An 18,174-nucleotide genomic window follows, 5' to 3' on the forward strand; every position below is an offset into this window, starting at 1 on the left:
ACCCTCGCGCTGACCGTCGAGATAGTGAAACGGCCCGACCTACCGCATTTCACGGTGCTGCCACGGCGGTGGGTGGTGGAACGAACCCTGGCATGGATCACCAACCACCGCCGCTGCGCCCGCGACTATGAACGACTACGTCACCACCACGAGGCGATGGTCGATGATCCGCATTACCGTCCGACGACTCACGCAGCCTCAGTAGCTCAGAAACAGGCACTAAGGGCTATCAGGGGTGTCACTACAAGGTGGTTATGCACAACTACGTGGTTGCGCTGCACCGTTCCCTTGAACGGGGGCCGCATCGGATCACACAGTGAGGTTCTGTGCAGCGATGACTTGTGCCGACTGCGGAACACACTGTCTGACGAGTCGGGCGGGTCAGTTCGACGTGCTCGGCGTCGGATTGGTGTACCACTGAACCAGTTCGGCCCTGCTGCGAAGGTCGAGCTTGCGCTTGGCGTTGCGGACGTGGGTCTCGACCGTGCGGTCAGCAATGTCGAGATCCCGGCCGATCTCTGCATACCGCTTGCCTCGCGCGAGGTGGCCGATGACCTCGATCTCCTTGGCTGTCAGCAGGCTTTCGCCGGTGCGCGCCCGATGCATTGCTTCGAGTGGAGTCAGTGCGAGCGCGATTCCGTCCTCAACAGACAGCGCTTCGCCGGCGCTGATCGCACGGTTGAAGCGGTCGTCGCCGATCGTGAGGCGGCAACGCTGCCTGATCTCCTGGTCGACGCGCAGGAATGGCTGCATGTTCATCACGCACGTCTGCGCCTCCCGCTGCAGCGAGTTGATCGCTCCGAAGAGCCTGCCCGCGAGTTCGTGGTCTCCAACTTTGGCCGTAGTGACCGCGAGCAGCCAAGCACTCCAGGTCGGACCCCAGGTATCGCCGATCTGACGCTGCAGGCGTAGCGCATCCTGAGCGAGTGTGATGGAGCGCTTGGCGCTGCCATGCATGAACTCCACCAGCGCACTGGTCCAGGTCGCCCACGAAAATGACCACTGTCCCTGAGCTTCAGCTGCGACGGCAACTAGCCGATCGCGTTGGGATAACGCATGCTGCCGCTCGCCCAAGAAGGCGGCAGCCATCGCGCTGAACAAGGTCGCCATGAAGGCGTCGCCGGCGCAGCCGGCGCTCTGGAACGCAGCTTCGGCGCGTTCCAGAGCTGGAAGTGCGGTCTTGGCCCGCTGGGGGTCGGGTTCGCAGAGAAAGATCGCCGACGCCGACGCGTACAGCAACGGCGCGAGTGTGTCGCTCAGCCCCAGTGTGGCGGCGTCGCGTTCGGCCTTGGCGAGCAGCGGCGCTGCAAGGTCGTTACGCCCCTGCAGCAAGGCGACCCAGGCGAGCAACGAAGTGCCGGTGACGTCGGCTGCTTCAGGATCAGGTCCGGCGTGCTGCAGTCCGAGCATCAGCATCCGCCGGGCGTCGTTGAGCTTTCCGTCGAAGATCTGGCAGCGAGTCCGTACTACGTTGATCGCCAGTTCGCGTCCGCGATGCCGCTGCTCGGGCAACGAGAGGAAGTGCTTCTGTGCCGCGTGCAGATTCGGAAGCTCCAACCGTAGTCGGTGCATCCACTCCACTTCACCAATGGTGAACCAGCCACCGGCCCCCTGCTGAGCCAAGCCACTGAAGTGCTCGGCAGCCGCACCTACTACCTCGTCGGCCGAACGTGCCGTTGAGTCGTGCTGTGCCTCGAGCAGCAACCGGTGTCCCCACTGTCTGATCACGCGCAACATCCGATACCGCGTGCGACCGGCCTGGTGGTCGACCATCAGGAGTGACTTTCGTACGAGCTGAGACAACAATGGTTGGACGTCCGCCGCAGCGATGCCGTCTCCTGCACAGACTGCTCGTGCGGCGTTCAGGTCAAAACCGGTTTCCGATTCGAACACTGCCATTAATGCCCACATCCGCTGCTCATCTTCGGTGAGCAGCTTCTGCGACAGCTCAAGCATGGCCCGCAGCCCGCGGTGGTGGGTCTCGGTTGACACACCGTCGACCAGTAGGTCCAGCAGGTCAGGGTGTTCGACGATGGACTGCAGGCTCAAGACGTCGAGTTGGCTGGCAGCCAGTTCGATCGCCAGCGGCAGTCCATCCAGTAGTTGGCACAGCTGGTTTGCGACGGGGTGGTCAGACTTGGAGATGTCGATGCCGACGGCTCGGGCACGCAGAATGAGCAGCCGCAACGCCTCGTGCACAGCGACAAGTTCGCGCGGATCTGACGACTCTTCGACACCGGTGCATAGCGGTGGTACTTGCAGGAGGTGTTCACCAGCCAGACCGAGCCGAATTTGGCTTGTGGCGATCACACGCAAGCCCGGTGCGGCATGCAACAGAGTCCGCAGCAGTCGGGGCACTGATCCGGTGCCCGGCGTAGATCCGACCAGGTGTTCGCAGTTGTCCAGCAAGAGCAGCGCTTGGCGAGAAGCCAGGTGTTCGATCAGCAGGTCCTCGGCTGGCGCGGGCGAGTTTTCCCGAAGACCGAACGCCTGGGCGACCGCAGACGCCAGTCGGTCCTCGCCTTCGCACAGATCCGCCAAAGGGACGCGGCCGCACTCGATGTCGCTGATGCGACTCATCTCGTGGACGAGGCGTTCTGCAACTCGGGTTTTGCCGACACCACCAGGGCCGATGAAGGTGAGCACACGTGCCGAGGCGAAGGTATCGGCACCGTGCTGAAGCAGCTGACTGCGACCGACGAGGCTGCTGAGTTCGCCAGGTAAAAGGGTCTCTTCCACTGCAGAGCGCCTGCGTGGAACGGGAACGCCATCGTCGCCTGTCGTGGCTTCCTCGCCCGGCAGTCGTTTCGTCATCATCGTATCCCCCGAACACATGCTCAAGTCCGCGTCAAAGTGATCTGGCTCGGCAGCCATCTGTAACTCCGTGGATCTGCTTCACGTGACCGCTGTGACGTGTGGCGGGCTCTGCTCTACGTCGAGCGCACAGTTGCTCGGCAGATGTGGAATACAGGTTCAGTTAACCTTCCGTCTGGCTGGGAGGCGACTTGAGTAAAGTTCGTCATGCTGCGAAATGAACTCAAGTTGCATCCAGATCATGACCGCACCTTAGAGCAGCTCCAAGGCCCTTGGTGAGTGGCTTGGGATACTCACTCTTTTGGAGTAACGGCGGTGTCCCGTGGTCAAGTTGAGTAACGGGCTACTGTGAACACTTGACCAGAGCCATGCAAGCTGAGTTAACTCTACGATGACTGATGTGTCGACAGAGCGTGCCGCATCATCAACTAAGCGTCCTGGGGGATACATGAGCGAAGATCAGCGCTTGGGCGAAGCGAAGTCTCGGTCATTGCACGATCAGATTCAGTGGCTGTTCGAGACGGTCAAGCCCATAGTGCCGGGCGTGCGGTATTGCGATACTCGCCCGCATCACAATAAGGAGCTTGCGCGCCATCTGGGAGTATCGGAGAGCTACGTAAGTCAGCTGAAAAAAGGCAAGAAGCCGAATCCGACAAAAGACGTACTTGCGGGGATTGCCTCCTTCTTCGGTGTGCCGGCAGCCTACTTCTTCAGTGATGCCGAAGAAGCATCTTTGATCGAAGCGGAGATTCAGCACGGAATCGATCTACGGCGGTTCAAAGATGGCGAACTCGCGGAACCTCCATTTAGCTCATATGAGATTCCAGACAGTTCATCCACTGTAAGTGAGCGATTGAATTGGTTATTCCAGCACGTGCATAATCCTCAAGATCAGCGTCCGTACACCGATGAGGAGGTTGCGGAGGCGATCGGAGAGAAGGCCTGGCGCGTTCGGGGTCTGCGTCAGGGGGAAATCACGGATAGCGACGTATCGGTCCCTGTGTTGCGAAACCTTGCAGCATTTTTCGGCCAGCGGCTCAGTTACCTCTATGCCGACGAGCAGGACGTTTCCGCGCCGAATTCAGACGACGACCAACTACTTGAGCTCGTGCGGCAGGCGAAGACTGACGAGCGTGGCCTGCTCGGCGTCGCACTGCGGACTCTGGAGTCCGAGGGCGCCCATGGTGGCCTTCGTAGTGGACTCAGCAATGCAGCCAGCGCTCGGGCGCTAGCCGGCCTGATCAAGAACCATCTCGCAATGGACGAGGAACTGCGCAAGAACTCGGCCTCGGGATCACGGCCGGATCAGGCGGGACGGTAAGACATGGACCGAGGAAACCCCGACACTCCGCTTGATCGTCGAGTTATCGAAAAGCGCGCCGCCGACTTCGCTGCACACGTTCCAGTTCCCGTGCCATGGAATCTGGATGAGTATGCGCGATTGCTCACTGCAGAGTTCGGCAAGCCTGTGCGGTTCCGGCCACTGAGTGAAGAAGTCGCACCTCAGGACCTGTCTGAGACCGACTTCAGTGGCGCCCTGATCGAATCTGAACACTCCATCACCATCTACTTCGATGACAGCGGCGGCCTGTCGCACCAGCAGGACGTCATTCTGCATGAGGTCGGGCACCGCGTACTCGGGCACGTTACTCAGGACGACGTTCTGTGCCGTAGCACCTTCGCTTCACCGCGCGAGAGTGAAGCCGAACAGTTTGCTCGCGCGCTTCTGTATCGCTTCCGCGGCGGCGATACCTTGCAACTGGCCCCGCACGTCGACGATCCACACGGTGTTAGGTCGCTTGGGGGAGCGCTAGCTGACATCGAGTAGTACCGCGATTACGCCTGAGGGAACACGTGATGTGGTTTGTACTGGTAACGGGCTTCGGCATGCTCTGGTCCGCGCTGGCCTTGTTTGCGCACCTGCGCAGGGTCAAACGTCGACCCAATGATCCGGCCCTGCCGGCCAAGCGCTCGCTTCTGGGCGCCGCGGTGCTGGCGACTGTGTCCTACGCGTTGGCGTTGCCGCCGTTCACTACACTGCTGCACATCGACGGCATGTGGCTCAATTGGCCGCTGATTATGGTTTTGGGCAACTGCACCGTCATCTGCGTGCATATGTTCTACCTGTTTTCCGTGGAAGAACGTGCGACTGCGGTGCGGATTGCGCGGCGGGGATGGTTGATCTATGCGGTTCTCACCGCCGTAGTCATCATCTTGTTCGCAATGAATCCCACCGCAAGCGACTACGACATCACGTCTGCGGGCAGATACCAGGCCGGGGGACCAGGCAACCCGTTCGCCTCTGTCGCCTACATCCTGTCGATGGGCTTCTCCGGTGCAATGAACTTGGTGGTGTGCCGCCTCGGGTGGCGGTGGGTAGAAAAGTCCAAGGGAACGCGCTGGCTCGCGATGGGGCTCAACACCAATGCCCTGGGGCAGATCGGCGGCTTCCTGATGGTTCTGCACTCGGTCAGCTACAACATCGCACTCCTATTCAGCGCCGTACCGTCCTGGACTCAGAACTCGGTGGAGACTCCGGTTAAGGGCATTGCTGGCCTTCTGACGATGCTTGGCCTCAGCGCCACTGCGCTGAGCCTTTGGATCAAGAACAGTCGTTTGGTCGTGTGGGCGCACGCCAATCAGGCCCGCCGCAGGCTGTACCCGCTACACCGTCAAATGTACGACGTCTTTCCCGTGATCGCCGTCGAGCCGCCGCCCAACACGGCGTTGAAGGACTTTTTGCGCATGCGACGCGCCAAGCGCCAAGTCCTCGATCGCATCGTCGAGTTATGGGAAGGCCGACAACGGCTTCGTGTTCCGCGCGGCACTCGCGCCCTTGCACGCGAACTGGGTAGCGCGGAAGGACTCACTGGTCCCGCGCTCGACGCGGTGGTGGAACGCGCGTGCCTGGAGGTCGGGTTTGAAGTCGCCCGCTCCGGCACGACTGTGCGCGTTGAGGTCGCGACTGCAGACGAGGCGTCACGCTTGGTGCGGGATAAGGGAATCGCTGCTGAGTTGCGCTGGTGGGAAGAGGTCCATCATGCACGCAACTCGCCGATCGTGGCGCAGGTTCGAGCCAGAACCCCCGAACTCATCCGAGCATCGACCACCAGTGGCTCAGTGACGAGCTGATGGGCCCGCGAAGTCATGGAGGAACAACGTGAAAACGATCGTCATCGGAGGAAGCGGGTACACCGGGCGCCACGTTGTCGATGCATGTCTGCGCAACGATCACGAGGTCACCGTCGTAGGACGCAGCCAGCCCACCAACCTGCCCAAAGAGGTGATCTTTCGCTATGGGGACGCCAGCGCACTCACCCATGACCAGTGGCTGCTGACGCTTGAAGGAAACGAGGCGCTCGTATTCGCCGCAGGCGTCGACAGCCGAGCCCAGGTTCCCCCTCCGAGTAACGCCTTCTTCCAGCGCCACAACGTCGATGCTGTTCGCCGGATGATGAGCGCGGCCTGCGAAGTGGGGATCACGAGCGCCGTGATCCACGGCTCCTACAACGTGGCTCTGCACCGGCAGCGACCTGAGATGAAGCTGCTCGAGCGGCACCCTTACATCTCCAGCCGTGCCGACCAAGCCGCCCAAGCGCGCAGTGTGGCCGGCTCGGACTGCTCCGTCGCTGTCTTGGAAATTCCGTATGTGTTCGGCCGCACCCCAGGTCGGCCCAACCAGTTCGAGTACATGATCCCCTGGCTCAGCGGGACGATCAATCTGCCACTGATGGCGCCTCCCGGGGGTACCGCGGTTGTCTCCGCATCTGCAATTGGCGTCGCGACGTGCGCCGCGCTGACGGCGCGCCTGGACGGAGATTTTCCCGTGACACAGGCGAACCTGACGTGGACCGAGCTGGTGTCCCGGCTCGCGAAGCTGGCTGGCCACCCTCGGCCTGGCGAGATCCGCCACCTGCCTGCGCGGCTCTTTCAGCGGTTCATGCAGTTCAACGGATATCGGGATAGGATGCGGGGAGTGGACAGCGGGCTGGACCACAAGTACTACAGCGAGCTGTACACCAGCGAGATGTTCACGCCTGTGTGCTTACCCGAGCTCGGAATCGACGACAGCGACCTTAACGACGCTCTGCGCGAGACGGTATCCGGCACAACATGATCGGCGACGCTATGAGCGCCGACCGATTCGAGCAGTGGATTGAGCCGACCTAGGTAGCTGAAGTCGTGAGCCCACTGATTGGTGCGCAGTGGGCGTGCAACATGGTCTTCATCACGCACCACTGATCCGCCGACACCATTGGGACCAGCTATGTACCGCCAGAGTCTCCCTCATTTTGATGATCTACTTGTGACCTGGAGACCTCGGGCACGTTCAAAGAGACGCCGTTCCGCTGGTTAGCGTTTCAGCAGAACGGCGTCTCCCTGCTGCGTAGTTGCCCCGAGTCCAAGAGAGACGCCTCGCCGGATCCGTTCACCCGACGGCTCGTATAGTTGGGTGAACGGTCAGCTCTGCACAGTTACGCCGTCCGTCTTGTCGATAGCGCTCAACGACCGGTGCCATCATTTTACGCTCAGTCACCTTCAGTCTCTAATTTTCTCGTTCAGCATCCTGTCGATCCGCCCGGAACCACCTCATGATCTTCAGCGCCGGACTCGCTTGTTCAGAACTAGCTAATTGCCTTTGCGTCTGGTTGTCTTGTTCAGTGTGCGCCGATCGCGGCCAGGTTTGCCGGATCCGCGAGGCTTGCCGCCTCAGCGATGAGTTCCAGTGATTCGTCTGAGTCCAGCGCGAGCTGCTGTAAGGCCTCGAATCGCCGGCGGCACTGCTCGGTCAATGCTGGATCTTCGATGTACTCGCTCTTGAGGAACGTCTCTAGATACGCCACGTCGTTGTGCTGGCGGTGGGGGAAGCTGAGCAAAGTGAACGGGGACCCCATCGCCGGATAGGCCCCGGCACCGTGCGGCACGACCTGCACGGTCACCGCTGGGTGCTCGCTGACTTCTATCAGGTGCAGCAGCTGTGCCTTCGTTACCCGCGGCCCGCCGACCATCTGCCACAGCACGGCCTCCGGAAAGACTGCCTGGACTGTGAGTGGGTCTTTGTCGCCCAGCCGTGCTGTCCATGCCTCCCGCGCCATCGCGGTCCGCGCGGTGCGCACCGGATTGTCCGTCTGCATCGCAGCGGTGGTGTATCCGGGGAGTTGAAATATCGTGGGAACGAGATCGGTTGTAAAGACACGTAGCAACGTGGCCTCGAACACGAGTTCGGCGAAGTCGGCCGCCGGATCAAAGTTCATCGCGATGTGGAATGCACTGGCACGCGCTTGTTCTGCGTGCTGCGCCCGCAGCACCACTGCCTGCCATTCGGCAGTCGGCACCTTGTAGACGTAACCGAGCGCCATGATGTCCACGGGCGCCGATGGCTGCACGGCGTTCTCCATCGTGGACAGCTTGGCGCTGCTGAAGCCCACGCGTTGGCCCGCCTCGGCGAGGCTTAGCTCGCGCTCGTTGCGCCACCCAGCTAGCTGCCGCCCGATGGCGCGTTCGAGCGTTGTGGCCCGGAAATCCTTTGGCACGACCGTTAGCCCCGAGTCTCTATTGAACCCGCGTCGATGTTCGACGGCTCGGAACCCTTAAACGTCGCCAGGATGCGCTTGATCGCCCACTTTGACGACTCGACGTCAAGGCTGCAGTTGTCGAGTGCCTCAACGATCCTGTCGTATCCTTTAACGGCTGCTGGGTCCTCGACAAACAGTGCGGAGGTCTCACTCTCCAGGCATACCATTGGTTCGCACTTTTCGAAATCTAGCTTCGTGAACGGCCCGTTCAAGCCTGCATGCGCACCTGCGGCCACAGGCAATATTCGAATGACGATGCCGGCGACATCGGCTGCATCTATAAAGTCGAGAAGCAATTTCAACTGTTCGGCCTGAATATCAGGACTGCCGACAGGGAGCAATAGTGCTGACTCGTGAATGTAGTAGGTGCCCGTGGTGCGAGCCCGTGCCTGGGCGTGGGCTCGCTCGTCCGCCTCTTCTGCCGGAATATTAGCGGACGCCAGCACTACTGCACGCATGTAACGAGGCGTCCTGAGAGCATAGGGCACTACATGGTTCTGCCAGGTCACCACCGACTTGGCTATTTCCAAGTGCTCAGCCAAAGTCCGAATCTCGATGGGGCAGTAGCTGCCGTGCTGCTGCCACCATCCTCGAGCATCCACGTCGCTGTGGAGTGCAAGGAGGTGATCGCGCTCGTCAGGTTGTACGCGACAAGCGCCCAGCAGGAAGGCTACCTCTTGAGTGCTCGCGCCACCTTTTCCATTTGCGAGATTGGAAATCTTTGACGGATCCCACCCGGCAATTGCGGCGGCGCTACGCCCGCGGAGGTCTGCTCGCTTAAGGGCCCTGGTTAGCCCTTCGCCTAGTTCTCGACCACGCGCCGTGGAGATTCCCTTGGGCATTACTGGACTTCCTATATTGATAGAGTGATGATTAGGACTCTGGCCAGTCTGCTGACGTGGCACTATCTACCTGTTGAGCGGGGAGTGTATTTTGGTGTCGCTGCTTACTGCGCAACAGAAGCAGTTCGGAACGTTGCTCGTCTGTCATGTTCAGCCGGGCGTCCGATGCTCTATCTGCGTCGGTGCTGGTTAAGTACTCACCCTCTTTATCGGCGGTCATGGCAGGCCAATCACGTGAAACGGTGCCTTAGATAGTTTGTGGAAGACGGTGAGGCAGGGATGTCGGGGAGTTCACTCCTGCCCCACCGCCGCCGCTGGGCGGGCGAACGGTGGAGCGCACGCCGCAATGCAGCTCGAAACACCGCCGCCCGCCAGGAACTCCGGAACGACACCTCCCGGAGGCGAAGATAAAAATCGAAGCTTGCAGACTGTTACCTGCACACTTCGAGGTCGTCGAATCGGCAGCCGCCCAGCTGGGACTCGGATCACGCTCCCGATTCCGAGAAGCCGTGATCGAGAGGGAGAACGAGAACCAGGTTCCCGGTGGCTTCGAGTCGGCGGACCATGACGTCCTGGACTTTCGGATCAGTGGACAGGTGGTCGAGTCGCGGCACCACCACGTCACACGACTTGTCGTAGAGAAGGCAGACCAGGGTGGAGAGCGTGTGGCATTCGTCAGTCGTGTGCTGCGCGCAGTCGTCCTCGATCACGCGGACCACGTCGTAGCCCTTCGTGCGGCAGAAGTTGGCGACCGCCCTTCGCTCGAAGGCACGTTGGATCGGATCGCTCCCACGCACGTAAGCCGCCACTTGCCTCGCAAAGCTCAAGTGGCCGGGTTCCCTGTCCTCGGCGTCGATCGACGTCGTCATAGCTGAGCCGCCCTTCGCGCAGCTCGCGAGACGGCGTTGAACAACCTCAAGATCACGGTCAGCCCCATGCCTCCAGCGTCAACACCAGAACTGATCAGCGGCAGGGCAGAACTCGGAGCATTTTGGAGCATTTTTATCCGAGGCGTAGTGCCTTGACTACACTCAGCTCTCTAGACAAGGCGGTGGTGTATGGCAGAGAGGAACGACCTCCTGCGTGAGCGGCGGGAGAGCTTCCCGTCGCCTGCGATGCCAGGCGAGAAGATGTCGCCGCACGAGTTGGCAGAGGCGGTCAACCGCTGGCTCTGGGAGACGACCGGCAAGCGCTTTGACCTCGACGGGGCCGCGATCGCCCGTTGGGAGCGAGGCGGCGTGCGTTGGCCGCGAACGCACTACCGCGCAGCCCTTCGCCATGTACTTCGCGTATCGACCGACGCGGAACTGGGGTTCCGCCCTTCGCAGAAGCGCTCAGTTGGACTCGATGTCATCGACTACGGCGCGGAGATCGACTTGGGCGTCAGCCCGGAAGAGTACGTCAGGCGCATGTCGGACTCGACAACGCCAACACAAGTCGGCATGACCGACATCGATTTAGTGCGTAAAGCCACTGCTGCGATCGCCGCGTCGGAGAACAAACATGGCGGGGGTCTGGCCTTCGCCTCGGCAAAAGGCCAGCTCGAATGGGCGACACGGCTACTGAAAGCTCGTGCGGACAACAAGACCCGTCGCGCACTACACGAAGCCGTGGGCAACCTTGCTGGGGTTGTGGCGTTCTCGGCTTTTGACATCGGCAACCAGGATCTGGCCGCAGATAGCTTTTTGTACGCACTGTGGTGCGCACAGCAAGGTGGTTCCTGGCAACTACGAGCGGCAACGCTCGCGGACATGGCTCGTCAGTCGGTCTACCTGGGCGACCTGGACACCGCACTGGATCGGATCGAGTTTGCACAGGTGCGGGCAGACCGAGTCACTGCAACTGGCCGCGCGATGCTCGCAACAGTTCACGCTCGACTGCTCGCCCAGCTCGGAGATCACAAGGCCGCGGTTGCCGAGGTCGATCGCGCGGATAGTTACTTCGCGGATCGCGAAGTAGCGGAAGACCCACCGTGGCTGACCTACTACGACGAAGCCGAACACCAGGGTTCGACGGCGCGTGCGCTGACCCCTTTGGCGATCGTCGAGCGCTCTCCTGAACGCGCTGTCGGCCGTCTGGAGGCCGCCGTGCGACTGCACAGCGATGGTTACCCGCGATCGCGCACATTCTCTATGACCCGGCTAGCGGCTTTGTTGCTAGATGCCGGCGAGCTAAGCACCGCGATTCCGAGTGGTCGTCAGGCGCTTGCCGACGCTGCTGAATTTCACTCAAAACGGATGTCCGATGAGCTGGAAACCTTGTACAACGCGGCGAAGCGACGTCGCTCCACTCCAGAGGTGGCGGACTTCGCCGAGGACCTTCGCCGCTACCTCCACAAAGCTGAGACGATTGAACCGTGACGGTTGAAGTGCGGCTCCCAGCACGCGACGTGCTTGAACAGGCTGGACTGGCAGCGGGTGTGAACGTCGAAGGAGCCGAGCTAGTCAGGGATGGCTCCAATATCATCTACCGCTTGCGCGGTGGCATCGTGGCGCGGATCGGACGGTCAGGCACGGAAGCGACGGCACGACTGGAAGTCGACGTCTCGGCATGGCTGAAGCGTTGTTTGTTCCCAGCAGTCCGGCTCGTGCCCACGCTGCTTCAGCCAACGATGATCGACGGCAGGCCAGTCACATGGTGGAACTTCCTGCCGAAGCACAGACCAGCAACGACCGCCGAGTTGGGTTTGACCCTGCGGAACTTTCATCAGCTGCCCATGCCTGACGAGCTCGATCTCGCCGAAGTTGATCCTTTCAGCGGGCTGGAAGCGAAGATTTCGAGAGCCGACATTCTTTCTGAGGACGACAGGTTGTGGTTGACGTCGACATTGGACGACCTGCGGGCGGAGTTCCAACATCTGCCTGTCGGGGTGCCTCCAACTGTGGTACACGGCGACGCATGGCAAGGAAACGTTGTTGTACCGGATGTGCCGATCGGCAAAAATCCTGTTCCGATCATGCTGGACTTCGAGAACGTCGGCGTCGGCCATCCCGAATGGGACCTGATCTCCGTCGCGGTCGATCGAACCGACTTCGAGCGAATTACTGCTGACGAGTACGCGGAGTTCGTCACTTCGTACGGCGGCTACGACGTGACCGCCTGGGAGGGCTACCGAACGCTCGCGTCGATTCGCGAGCTGCGGTGGGCATGCTTCGCTTTGAGCAAAGCCAACACGAGTCAACGTGCAGCACGCGAGGCTCATCATAGGCTCGCCTGCCTTCGTGGAGAGGTACCTCGGCCCTGGCGGTGGGAAGCTTTCTAAACCTGCTGGGCAGCGTCTTGCAGAACACGATCACCAGTAGCTGTACGGCGGCGGATGGCCCCTAGACGGATCTCCCAGAGACCAGCCACGACTTCTCCGTCGGTCTGATCGTCACCACGACCCAGGTCATCGAGTGCGGTCCACCTCGACGCCCGTCGAGGATCTTCCGGTCAGAGCTGGCCTCGGAGAAGATCGTCGCGATTCTGGCGCTCGCTTCACGGGCTGCTCGACGTTGAGGCCACCTGAGGAATCTTCCGAGTCCTGATCGAGCGATCATCTTCATGACCTCTGGCTCGGACGCCCTCCAAGAACTACACAGGTAGTACGGCGGAGTGCGGGAAGCAAGGAGAACAAACTGGGGGATCAGCTCAGCCCGCAATCGCGGGTGACGTTCGCGTGGCTCGAGGTGCTGGCAAGTGTCAGTTGCAGTGCGACCACTGCTATGCCGATTCCGGCCCAGCTGGTTCGTACGGGTCGATGACGACCGGAGAGTGAACGAGCGTGATCGACCAGCTCACCGATCTCGGCACGAGGATGGTGCAGTTCATCGGCGGTAAGCCGACGCTGCACCGCGGGCTGCCGGTGCTCATCGGCCACGCCCTTGACCGCGGGGTGGAGGTTGAGGTGTTCACAAACCTTATGCACGTGAGCCCGAACTTGTGGGAGGTCCTCTCCCAGCTCGGCGTCCGGCTTGCTACCAGTTACTACTCCGATGATGCCGAGCAGCACGAGCGGATCACGCGAGGCCAGCGGAGCTACGAGTGGACGTGGTCGAACCTCGTCGAGGCTGTTCGGCGGTCGGTCCCGGTGCGCGTGGGCGTGATCGACATCGAAGACGGACAGCGGGCGCAAGAGGCGGTCTCGCAGCTGCGGAGCCTCGGGGTAGAGGGTGAGGTGCGGGTAGATCGTCTGCGCCAGGTAGGCCGGTGTGGCCGTACGTGTCTCCCGATGGTTGCCGGTGGTCAACGTAAGGAGGAGTCGCTCGTCGACATCCTGACAGGACCGCGGATGACGCAGACCGCATCACTGCTCGCGACGGAGTTCGCGCGGCGACCGCTGAATCCGTGCGTGCCGAACATGTGTGATCCGCAGTGCGGGCCGAGCTGCAGCCCGGCGTGTCGACCAGCTGGTAACTGCACACCTACGGGAGCCTGCGCTCCGGACTACCACTGACCGAAGGAACTACCGCTCATGCTCGCCCGCCGCGCCTACATCCCCGACGAGTCACTGCCCCGTGGCTCACGGCGGCAATGGCCGCTCGACGTCCCGTGCGTCGCCCAGTTGGCGGACGAGGGCATGACGTTCGAGCGGCCGGTCACCTTCCTGGTGGGGGAGAACGGCTCCGGAAAGTCCACCCTGGTCGAGGCGTTCGCCGAGGCATGGGGGCTGGACGCGCACGGCGGGCGAGCTGGGCGGAAGTACGTCAATGACAGGCCGAAGTCGGAACTCGGTGAGATGGTGCAGTTCGAGATCACCGCTCTCGGCTCGCGGCATCGCATCGGTCCGCGGACGAAACGCAAGGGCTACTTCCTTCGAGCGGAGACCGCGTTCGGGTTCATGAACTCGGTGAGCGGCATGAACGGGTACTGGGATGAGGACACCAGCGAGATGAGCCACGGCGAGGGCTTTCTCACCGTGTTCGCCGCGATGTTCCGGGAGCCGGGCTTCTACCTGATGGACGAGCCCGAGGCCGCGCTGTCGTTCCAGTCTTGCCTTCGCCTGATGCACCTGATGTACGAACTCGGCAAGTCAGGCGCACAGATCATCTGCGCGACCCACTCACCGATCCTGGCGTCCACACCGGACGCGGACATCATCGAGGTGGGGGAGCACGGCTTCCAGCGGTCGAAGTGGGAAGACCTGGCGCTGGTCGACCACTGGCGCCGCTACATGGCGACACCCGAGGCCTACCTGCGTTACGTCACCGAGGACTAGCGATGGCCGACGACCCTACTGACGCCGATGCCCAGTTCCGCGAGTGGATGTTCGAGAACCTCCAGCGAGCCGCTACGCACTTCGGTCTCGTCCTGGCCGGCGAGCCGCGGCTCGGCTGGATGGATCGATCTATCGGCGCGCTCGTCGGCCGTGGCGAGGAGCAGTTCTGGCTTCGCGTGGTGTCGGAGAACAAGCAGTGGGTCGACGGCGACTTCTGGACCGGCAACCTCGACGCCAATGTGCTTACCGGCCTGGCCAAACCGCGCGTGCTCGAGGTCTACGAGTGGGATGAGCACCGGCAGCAGCGCGCCGAGGTCCTCACGCTGTTCCCAGGCTCGCCGTGCTCGCGTACCAACGTACTCCGCGAGTCGCTCGATCTGAGTGACGCGTGGTGGGCGGAACTTCGCCGCACCATCGATGTGATCGCATCCACCTCAACCGATCGCGTCAACGCGGGCCAGGAGTTGGTCAGCAGCCGGATCCGGCAAAATTTTGGGGATTCGGCTGATCCCGTTGTTCCTGTCTGGGAGACAGTGCACGGCGACCTGCACTGGGCGAACCTCATGCAGCCGGACTTCGGCCTGCTCGACTGGGAGGGATGGGGGCGCGGCCCTGCGGGTACGGACGCTGCGACCTTGCTCAGCTACAGCCTCCTGGTCCCGGAGATGGCCGAACGCGTGCGTTCGGTCTTCGCTGACGTCTTGGATTCCGAGTCCGGCCGGGTGGCTCAGCTCTACGTCGCTTCGAGGCTCTTGCGTCGGATCGACAAGGGCGACCACCTGGACCTCACTGCCGCGCTCATGGCCAACGCCGAAACGCTCCTCTGAGCTGCTTGGCGTTGGTGCAACCACCCCATCGGGCTACCGCGTCCTCGGTATGACGTTTCTGCAGTTGAGCCGTGGTGGTTGCGGGATCTGTGCTGGGTCGCTGCGCGATTGATGAGCTGGTCCGGGCTGCGCTGGGGCAGTTGGCTGATTGTGCCTGGCCCAACAGATCCCAGCTACAGCAAGGAATTCCCCATGCCACAGAGAAGCTCCACGGCTCGTGGCCGTGAGTTCGGTGCAGGCGTACGGGCAGCGATCAAGCTTCCGGAATGCCCGCGCGCAGGGTCGCTGAACTCGTTGGCTGGCAGGAGGCGAAGCTGTCGGACTTCCTCAATGGCAGATCGGTTGCACCAAGACTGAGCTGTGGTTGAGTTACTTCGTGCCCGGTGCCTCTGAGATGTCTTATTCGACCGTAAGCATGGGTCTACGTGCTCCTCGCGTCGTGATCGTGATTGATGGTGGTGAGCGTTGGACGTACCAGGCGCGCCGCGCGTTGTACCTGGCAGGGAGGGTGTGGGGAGGAGCCGGCTTTGCGGTCGTGCCTCACCGGAGCGGTGTGGTTACCCCAGTGTTGCTGCGGGCGTGCCGGGCTTACGACCCCGACTTCGTGGTGGTGGTTCCCACCACCGAGCGGCGTGAACGACGCGCGCCGGGGCCTTTCGATGCCAGCGACTGGGACGAGTTGCCTGCGTCCGCAATTGATCGTGAAGCTGGATTTCAGGAAGGAATCGACCGGCGGCTGCGCAGAAAGGCAGACGAGCGGGCGAGAGTGATGGTCGCCGAGGCTTGTTCGCCCTACAGGCGAGCCTACGGGGGCAAGATTCGGCGGGAGAAGGTCACTGTGCTCACGCCTGGAACCGAGGATCTGTGCCTTGCGGTCAACCTGCCGGGAGCTCGGGGTGGAGCAACGCTCGCCTGCCCGCCGGACTGGGGCGGCTTGCTGGGAGTCGCGCTGGCTTCACGCCTTGGCACGGCGGTCGGGCCAACTCCTGACGCCGGTGAACCAGAGGTGGCACCGAACGCCAGGTACGCGATCTCAAAGCGGTGGTTCGGCGACAGCACAGTTCCGTGGCCTGTCGAGTTGATGCACTATCCGCCCTCTATTGCGGCTGCTGGCGTCGACCGGCGCACTGTTCCGTACGCGACTGCTGAGTCGATGACAGGATTAGTCACCGTGTTCCACTCGCCAGTCGGTGGCGAGAGAACGTCGCTATCCGTCGTGGGGGACGAGCCTGAAGACTTCGCCCTCGCCAGACTGTGGACGTTGACGTTCGGGAGTGGAGTGTGGTTGCCATCGGTCTTCGACATCTTTGAGGATAGACCGTCTCTGGTGGGCCGCTCGCGACTGAGGGGAATGGTCGATGATCTGGCGGACGAGAGGATCTCGACCGTCTTCACATCGACCTCGCACGACCTCGTCGCGATCGAGTCACTTGTCGGCCGACTGGAATTGCGGTCCGGTGCCGGCTGGCGAACGGTCGTGCAGCCGGCTGACCTAGATTGGCACCAAGCTGTCAGGACGCATCTTGCGGTGGACGGTCAGTTCGAGGAGCACCACGCTGTTCCCACGACCGTGGATGCGAGCGGTACAAGGAGTATGGCCGCACCGCTGCCGCCTCCAGTCCTCGAAGACATTCAGCCGCCGCCGATCGGTGAGCTGATCTGGCATGTGGATGTGGCTTGGTCGAACAGCAAGCTGGTCCGGGGGCGAGGCCTGGACGATCGCGAGCTCTGTGCCTCGAACAGCCCACCTGAAAACACCTGGGTGCGCAGCGCACGAAACGCCATCTCGTTCCAGTCGAAGCGCGTTGACTTGATCTTGAGTGGTGTGACAGACGTCAATCGCCTCGCTCGTCCATTGCTGTGCGATCTGAGCCTCGAAGCCTGGGTGTACGCCGCTGCGCGAAGCAAGGACCTGGTTGCTCGCCTCAGTGAGCCGGGACATCGTGCAGCGCTGATCGAGCGGATGTTCGGCGAGCGTGCCGGATTGGTGGAGTTCTTCGGCGGTCCGCTGCTGCCAGCGCTTCGTGCGATGCGGCCGGAACAGTCGCAGACGACTGATGCATATCCGAACGGCGAAGGTGTTGTCCTCGCTGCCGGAGAGGGTGTGCTGGCCTTCGAAGGATTCCGTTTGAGCAGTCGAAGTATGGATCCGGTGGAGGTTCGTGAACGACTTGACGCGGCGCTCCGTCCTGGGGTGCTCCGCCGAGGCTTGGTGCTCGAATGCTCGGTCTGCACGAGGAAGCAGTTCCAACCGATCGTAAAGATCGGACAGACGTGGACCTGCACTCGATGCGATGTTGTCTGCGACCTAGACATGAGCGCGTGGAAGCTTCCACCAGCGGAACCGACCTGGTATTACGACCTTCACCCGGTGGCTCGCGACGTACTGCGGGAAAACGGTGAGGTGGCATCGCTCTTGTCGAAGTTCTTGCGCTCCGACCTGCCTGGCGCAGACTCGGAGTATCAAGACGTCGAAGGACTCGAGGTGCTGGACAACGGGGTCCCCCAGGTCGAGCTGGACCTGATTGCTCACGCCGCCGGCAAACTCGTCATCGCAGAGTGCAAGAGCACCAGCGAGCTGTCGGGGAAGCGCGGCGAAGCACGCAACGAGGTCTGGAAGAAGTGCAGGGCGGCGGAGATTCTTGGCGCGGACATCCTGGTGTTCGCCACCACCGCTCCAGCGTGGAACGACCGGGCGGCCAAGCAGATCCAGGGCGCGATTGACAGCTTTGAGTGGGGTGCGACCGGCGCAGCTGACGTGCATCTAGTTGCTGGACTTGGTGCTGATCGTCCGACGGTTCAAGTGCTGACGCGGTTTACGCGACATCACGGCGTTGGGTAACGGTCCAGCGCCGGTCGTTGTGTCACGTGTGGACCTGTTCCGCGGCCACCCCAGACCCGATCTCCGTCACGTGCGT

Annotated in this window: 14 protein-coding genes and 1 pseudogene; 11 read left to right on the top strand and 4 right to left on the bottom strand. The window is 62.0% G+C overall.

Going from position 1 to position 18,174, the window contains the following annotated elements; genetic code table 11:
- Nucleotides 1–132, top strand: a pseudogene (locus BLQ91_RS34925) (IS5/IS1182 family transposase); the annotation flags it as partial.
- A 249-nt stretch (nt 133–381) separates the two neighbouring features.
- Here the strand turns inward: BLQ91_RS34925 and BLQ91_RS34930 are convergent.
- Nucleotides 382–2,874, bottom strand: a complete 2,493-nt coding sequence (locus BLQ91_RS34930; RefSeq protein ID WP_090104061.1) for an ATP-binding protein — start codon at nt 2,872–2,874, stop codon at nt 382–384.
- A 388-nt stretch (nt 2,875–3,262) separates the two neighbouring features.
- Here BLQ91_RS34930 and BLQ91_RS34935 point away from each other — a divergent pair, with 388 nt between their 5' ends.
- Genes BLQ91_RS34935 through BLQ91_RS34950 form a run of 4 tightly spaced genes read left to right on the top strand, consistent with a single transcriptional unit; the run spans nt 3,263 to nt 6,931 of the window.
- Nucleotides 3,263–4,135 (top strand): helix-turn-helix domain-containing protein, encoded by an 873-nt coding sequence (locus BLQ91_RS34935; RefSeq protein WP_176960118.1) that lies wholly within the window; start codon nt 3,263–3,265, stop codon nt 4,133–4,135.
- A 3-nt stretch (nt 4,136–4,138) separates the two neighbouring features.
- Nucleotides 4,139–4,642, top strand: a complete 504-nt coding sequence (locus tag BLQ91_RS34940; RefSeq protein WP_143022976.1) for an ImmA/IrrE family metallo-endopeptidase — start codon at nt 4,139–4,141, stop codon at nt 4,640–4,642.
- Between the two features lie 29 nt (nt 4,643–4,671).
- Complete coding sequence (locus BLQ91_RS34945; protein WP_143022977.1) at nt 4,672–5,946, top strand: DUF6545 domain-containing protein; 1,275 nt, start codon at nt 4,672–4,674, stop codon at nt 5,944–5,946.
- Nucleotides 5,947–5,974: 28 nt separating this feature from the next.
- The gene (locus BLQ91_RS34950) at nt 5,975–6,931 is read left to right on the top strand and encodes an NAD-dependent epimerase/dehydratase family protein (protein WP_090104069.1); all 957 of its coding nucleotides are present in this window, start codon (nt 5,975–5,977) and stop codon (nt 6,929–6,931) included.
- Nucleotides 6,932–7,472: 541 nt separating this feature from the next.
- Here BLQ91_RS34950 and BLQ91_RS34955 read toward each other — a convergent pair.
- The 3 genes from BLQ91_RS34955 to BLQ91_RS34965 form a co-directional block, all read right to left on the bottom strand.
- Entirely contained in the window at nt 7,473–8,348 is an 876-nt protein-coding gene (locus tag BLQ91_RS34955) for a helix-turn-helix domain-containing protein (RefSeq protein ID WP_090104071.1), read from the bottom strand.
- A 5-nt stretch (nt 8,349–8,353) separates the two neighbouring features.
- The gene (locus BLQ91_RS34960; RefSeq protein ID WP_090104073.1) at nt 8,354–9,232 is read right to left on the bottom strand and encodes a helix-turn-helix domain-containing protein; all 879 of its coding nucleotides are present in this window, start codon (nt 9,230–9,232) and stop codon (nt 8,354–8,356) included.
- Between the two features lie 485 nt (nt 9,233–9,717).
- Nucleotides 9,718–10,101 carry a recombinase family protein gene (locus tag BLQ91_RS34965; protein ID WP_090104075.1) on the bottom strand — a complete coding sequence of 128 codons (384 nt, stop codon included), beginning with the start codon at nt 10,099–10,101 and terminating at the stop codon, nt 9,718–9,720.
- A gap of 189 nt (nt 10,102–10,290) precedes the next feature.
- Here BLQ91_RS34965 and BLQ91_RS40735 point away from each other — a divergent pair, with 189 nt between their 5' ends.
- From BLQ91_RS40735 to BLQ91_RS34995, 6 genes are all read left to right on the top strand, one after another.
- Nucleotides 10,291–11,592 (top strand): NsdA family TPR-like regulatory protein, encoded by a 1,302-nt coding sequence (locus BLQ91_RS40735; RefSeq protein ID WP_143022978.1) that lies wholly within the window; start codon nt 10,291–10,293, stop codon nt 11,590–11,592.
- Nucleotides 11,589–12,494, top strand: coding sequence for a phosphotransferase enzyme family protein (locus BLQ91_RS34975; RefSeq protein WP_245734113.1), 906 nt, complete (start codon nt 11,589–11,591; stop codon nt 12,492–12,494). The genes BLQ91_RS40735 and BLQ91_RS34975 overlap by 4 nt, the downstream gene beginning before the upstream one ends.
- Before the next feature lie 501 nt (nt 12,495–12,995).
- Nucleotides 12,996–13,667 (top strand): radical SAM protein, encoded by a 672-nt coding sequence (locus BLQ91_RS34980; protein ID WP_245734115.1) that lies wholly within the window; start codon nt 12,996–12,998, stop codon nt 13,665–13,667.
- A gap of 18 nt (nt 13,668–13,685) precedes the next feature.
- On the top strand, nt 13,686–14,429 hold the full coding sequence (locus tag BLQ91_RS34985; protein WP_090104081.1) for an AAA family ATPase: 744 nt from the start codon (nt 13,686–13,688) through the stop codon (nt 14,427–14,429).
- Between the two features lie 2 nt (nt 14,430–14,431).
- A complete protein-coding gene (locus BLQ91_RS34990; RefSeq protein ID WP_090104083.1) occupies nt 14,432–15,256 on the top strand; it encodes a phosphotransferase family protein in 825 nt (274 codons plus the stop codon).
- A gap of 439 nt (nt 15,257–15,695) precedes the next feature.
- Nucleotides 15,696–18,098 (top strand): hypothetical protein, encoded by a 2,403-nt coding sequence (locus tag BLQ91_RS34995; protein WP_143022979.1) that lies wholly within the window; start codon nt 15,696–15,698, stop codon nt 18,096–18,098.
- Nucleotides 18,099–18,174 lie beyond the last annotated feature (76 nt).

Origin of the sequence: Lentzea jiangxiensis, from assembly GCF_900104175.1 — a bacterium.
GTDB classification, from domain to species: domain Bacteria; phylum Actinomycetota; class Actinomycetes; order Mycobacteriales; family Pseudonocardiaceae; genus Lentzea; species Lentzea jiangxiensis.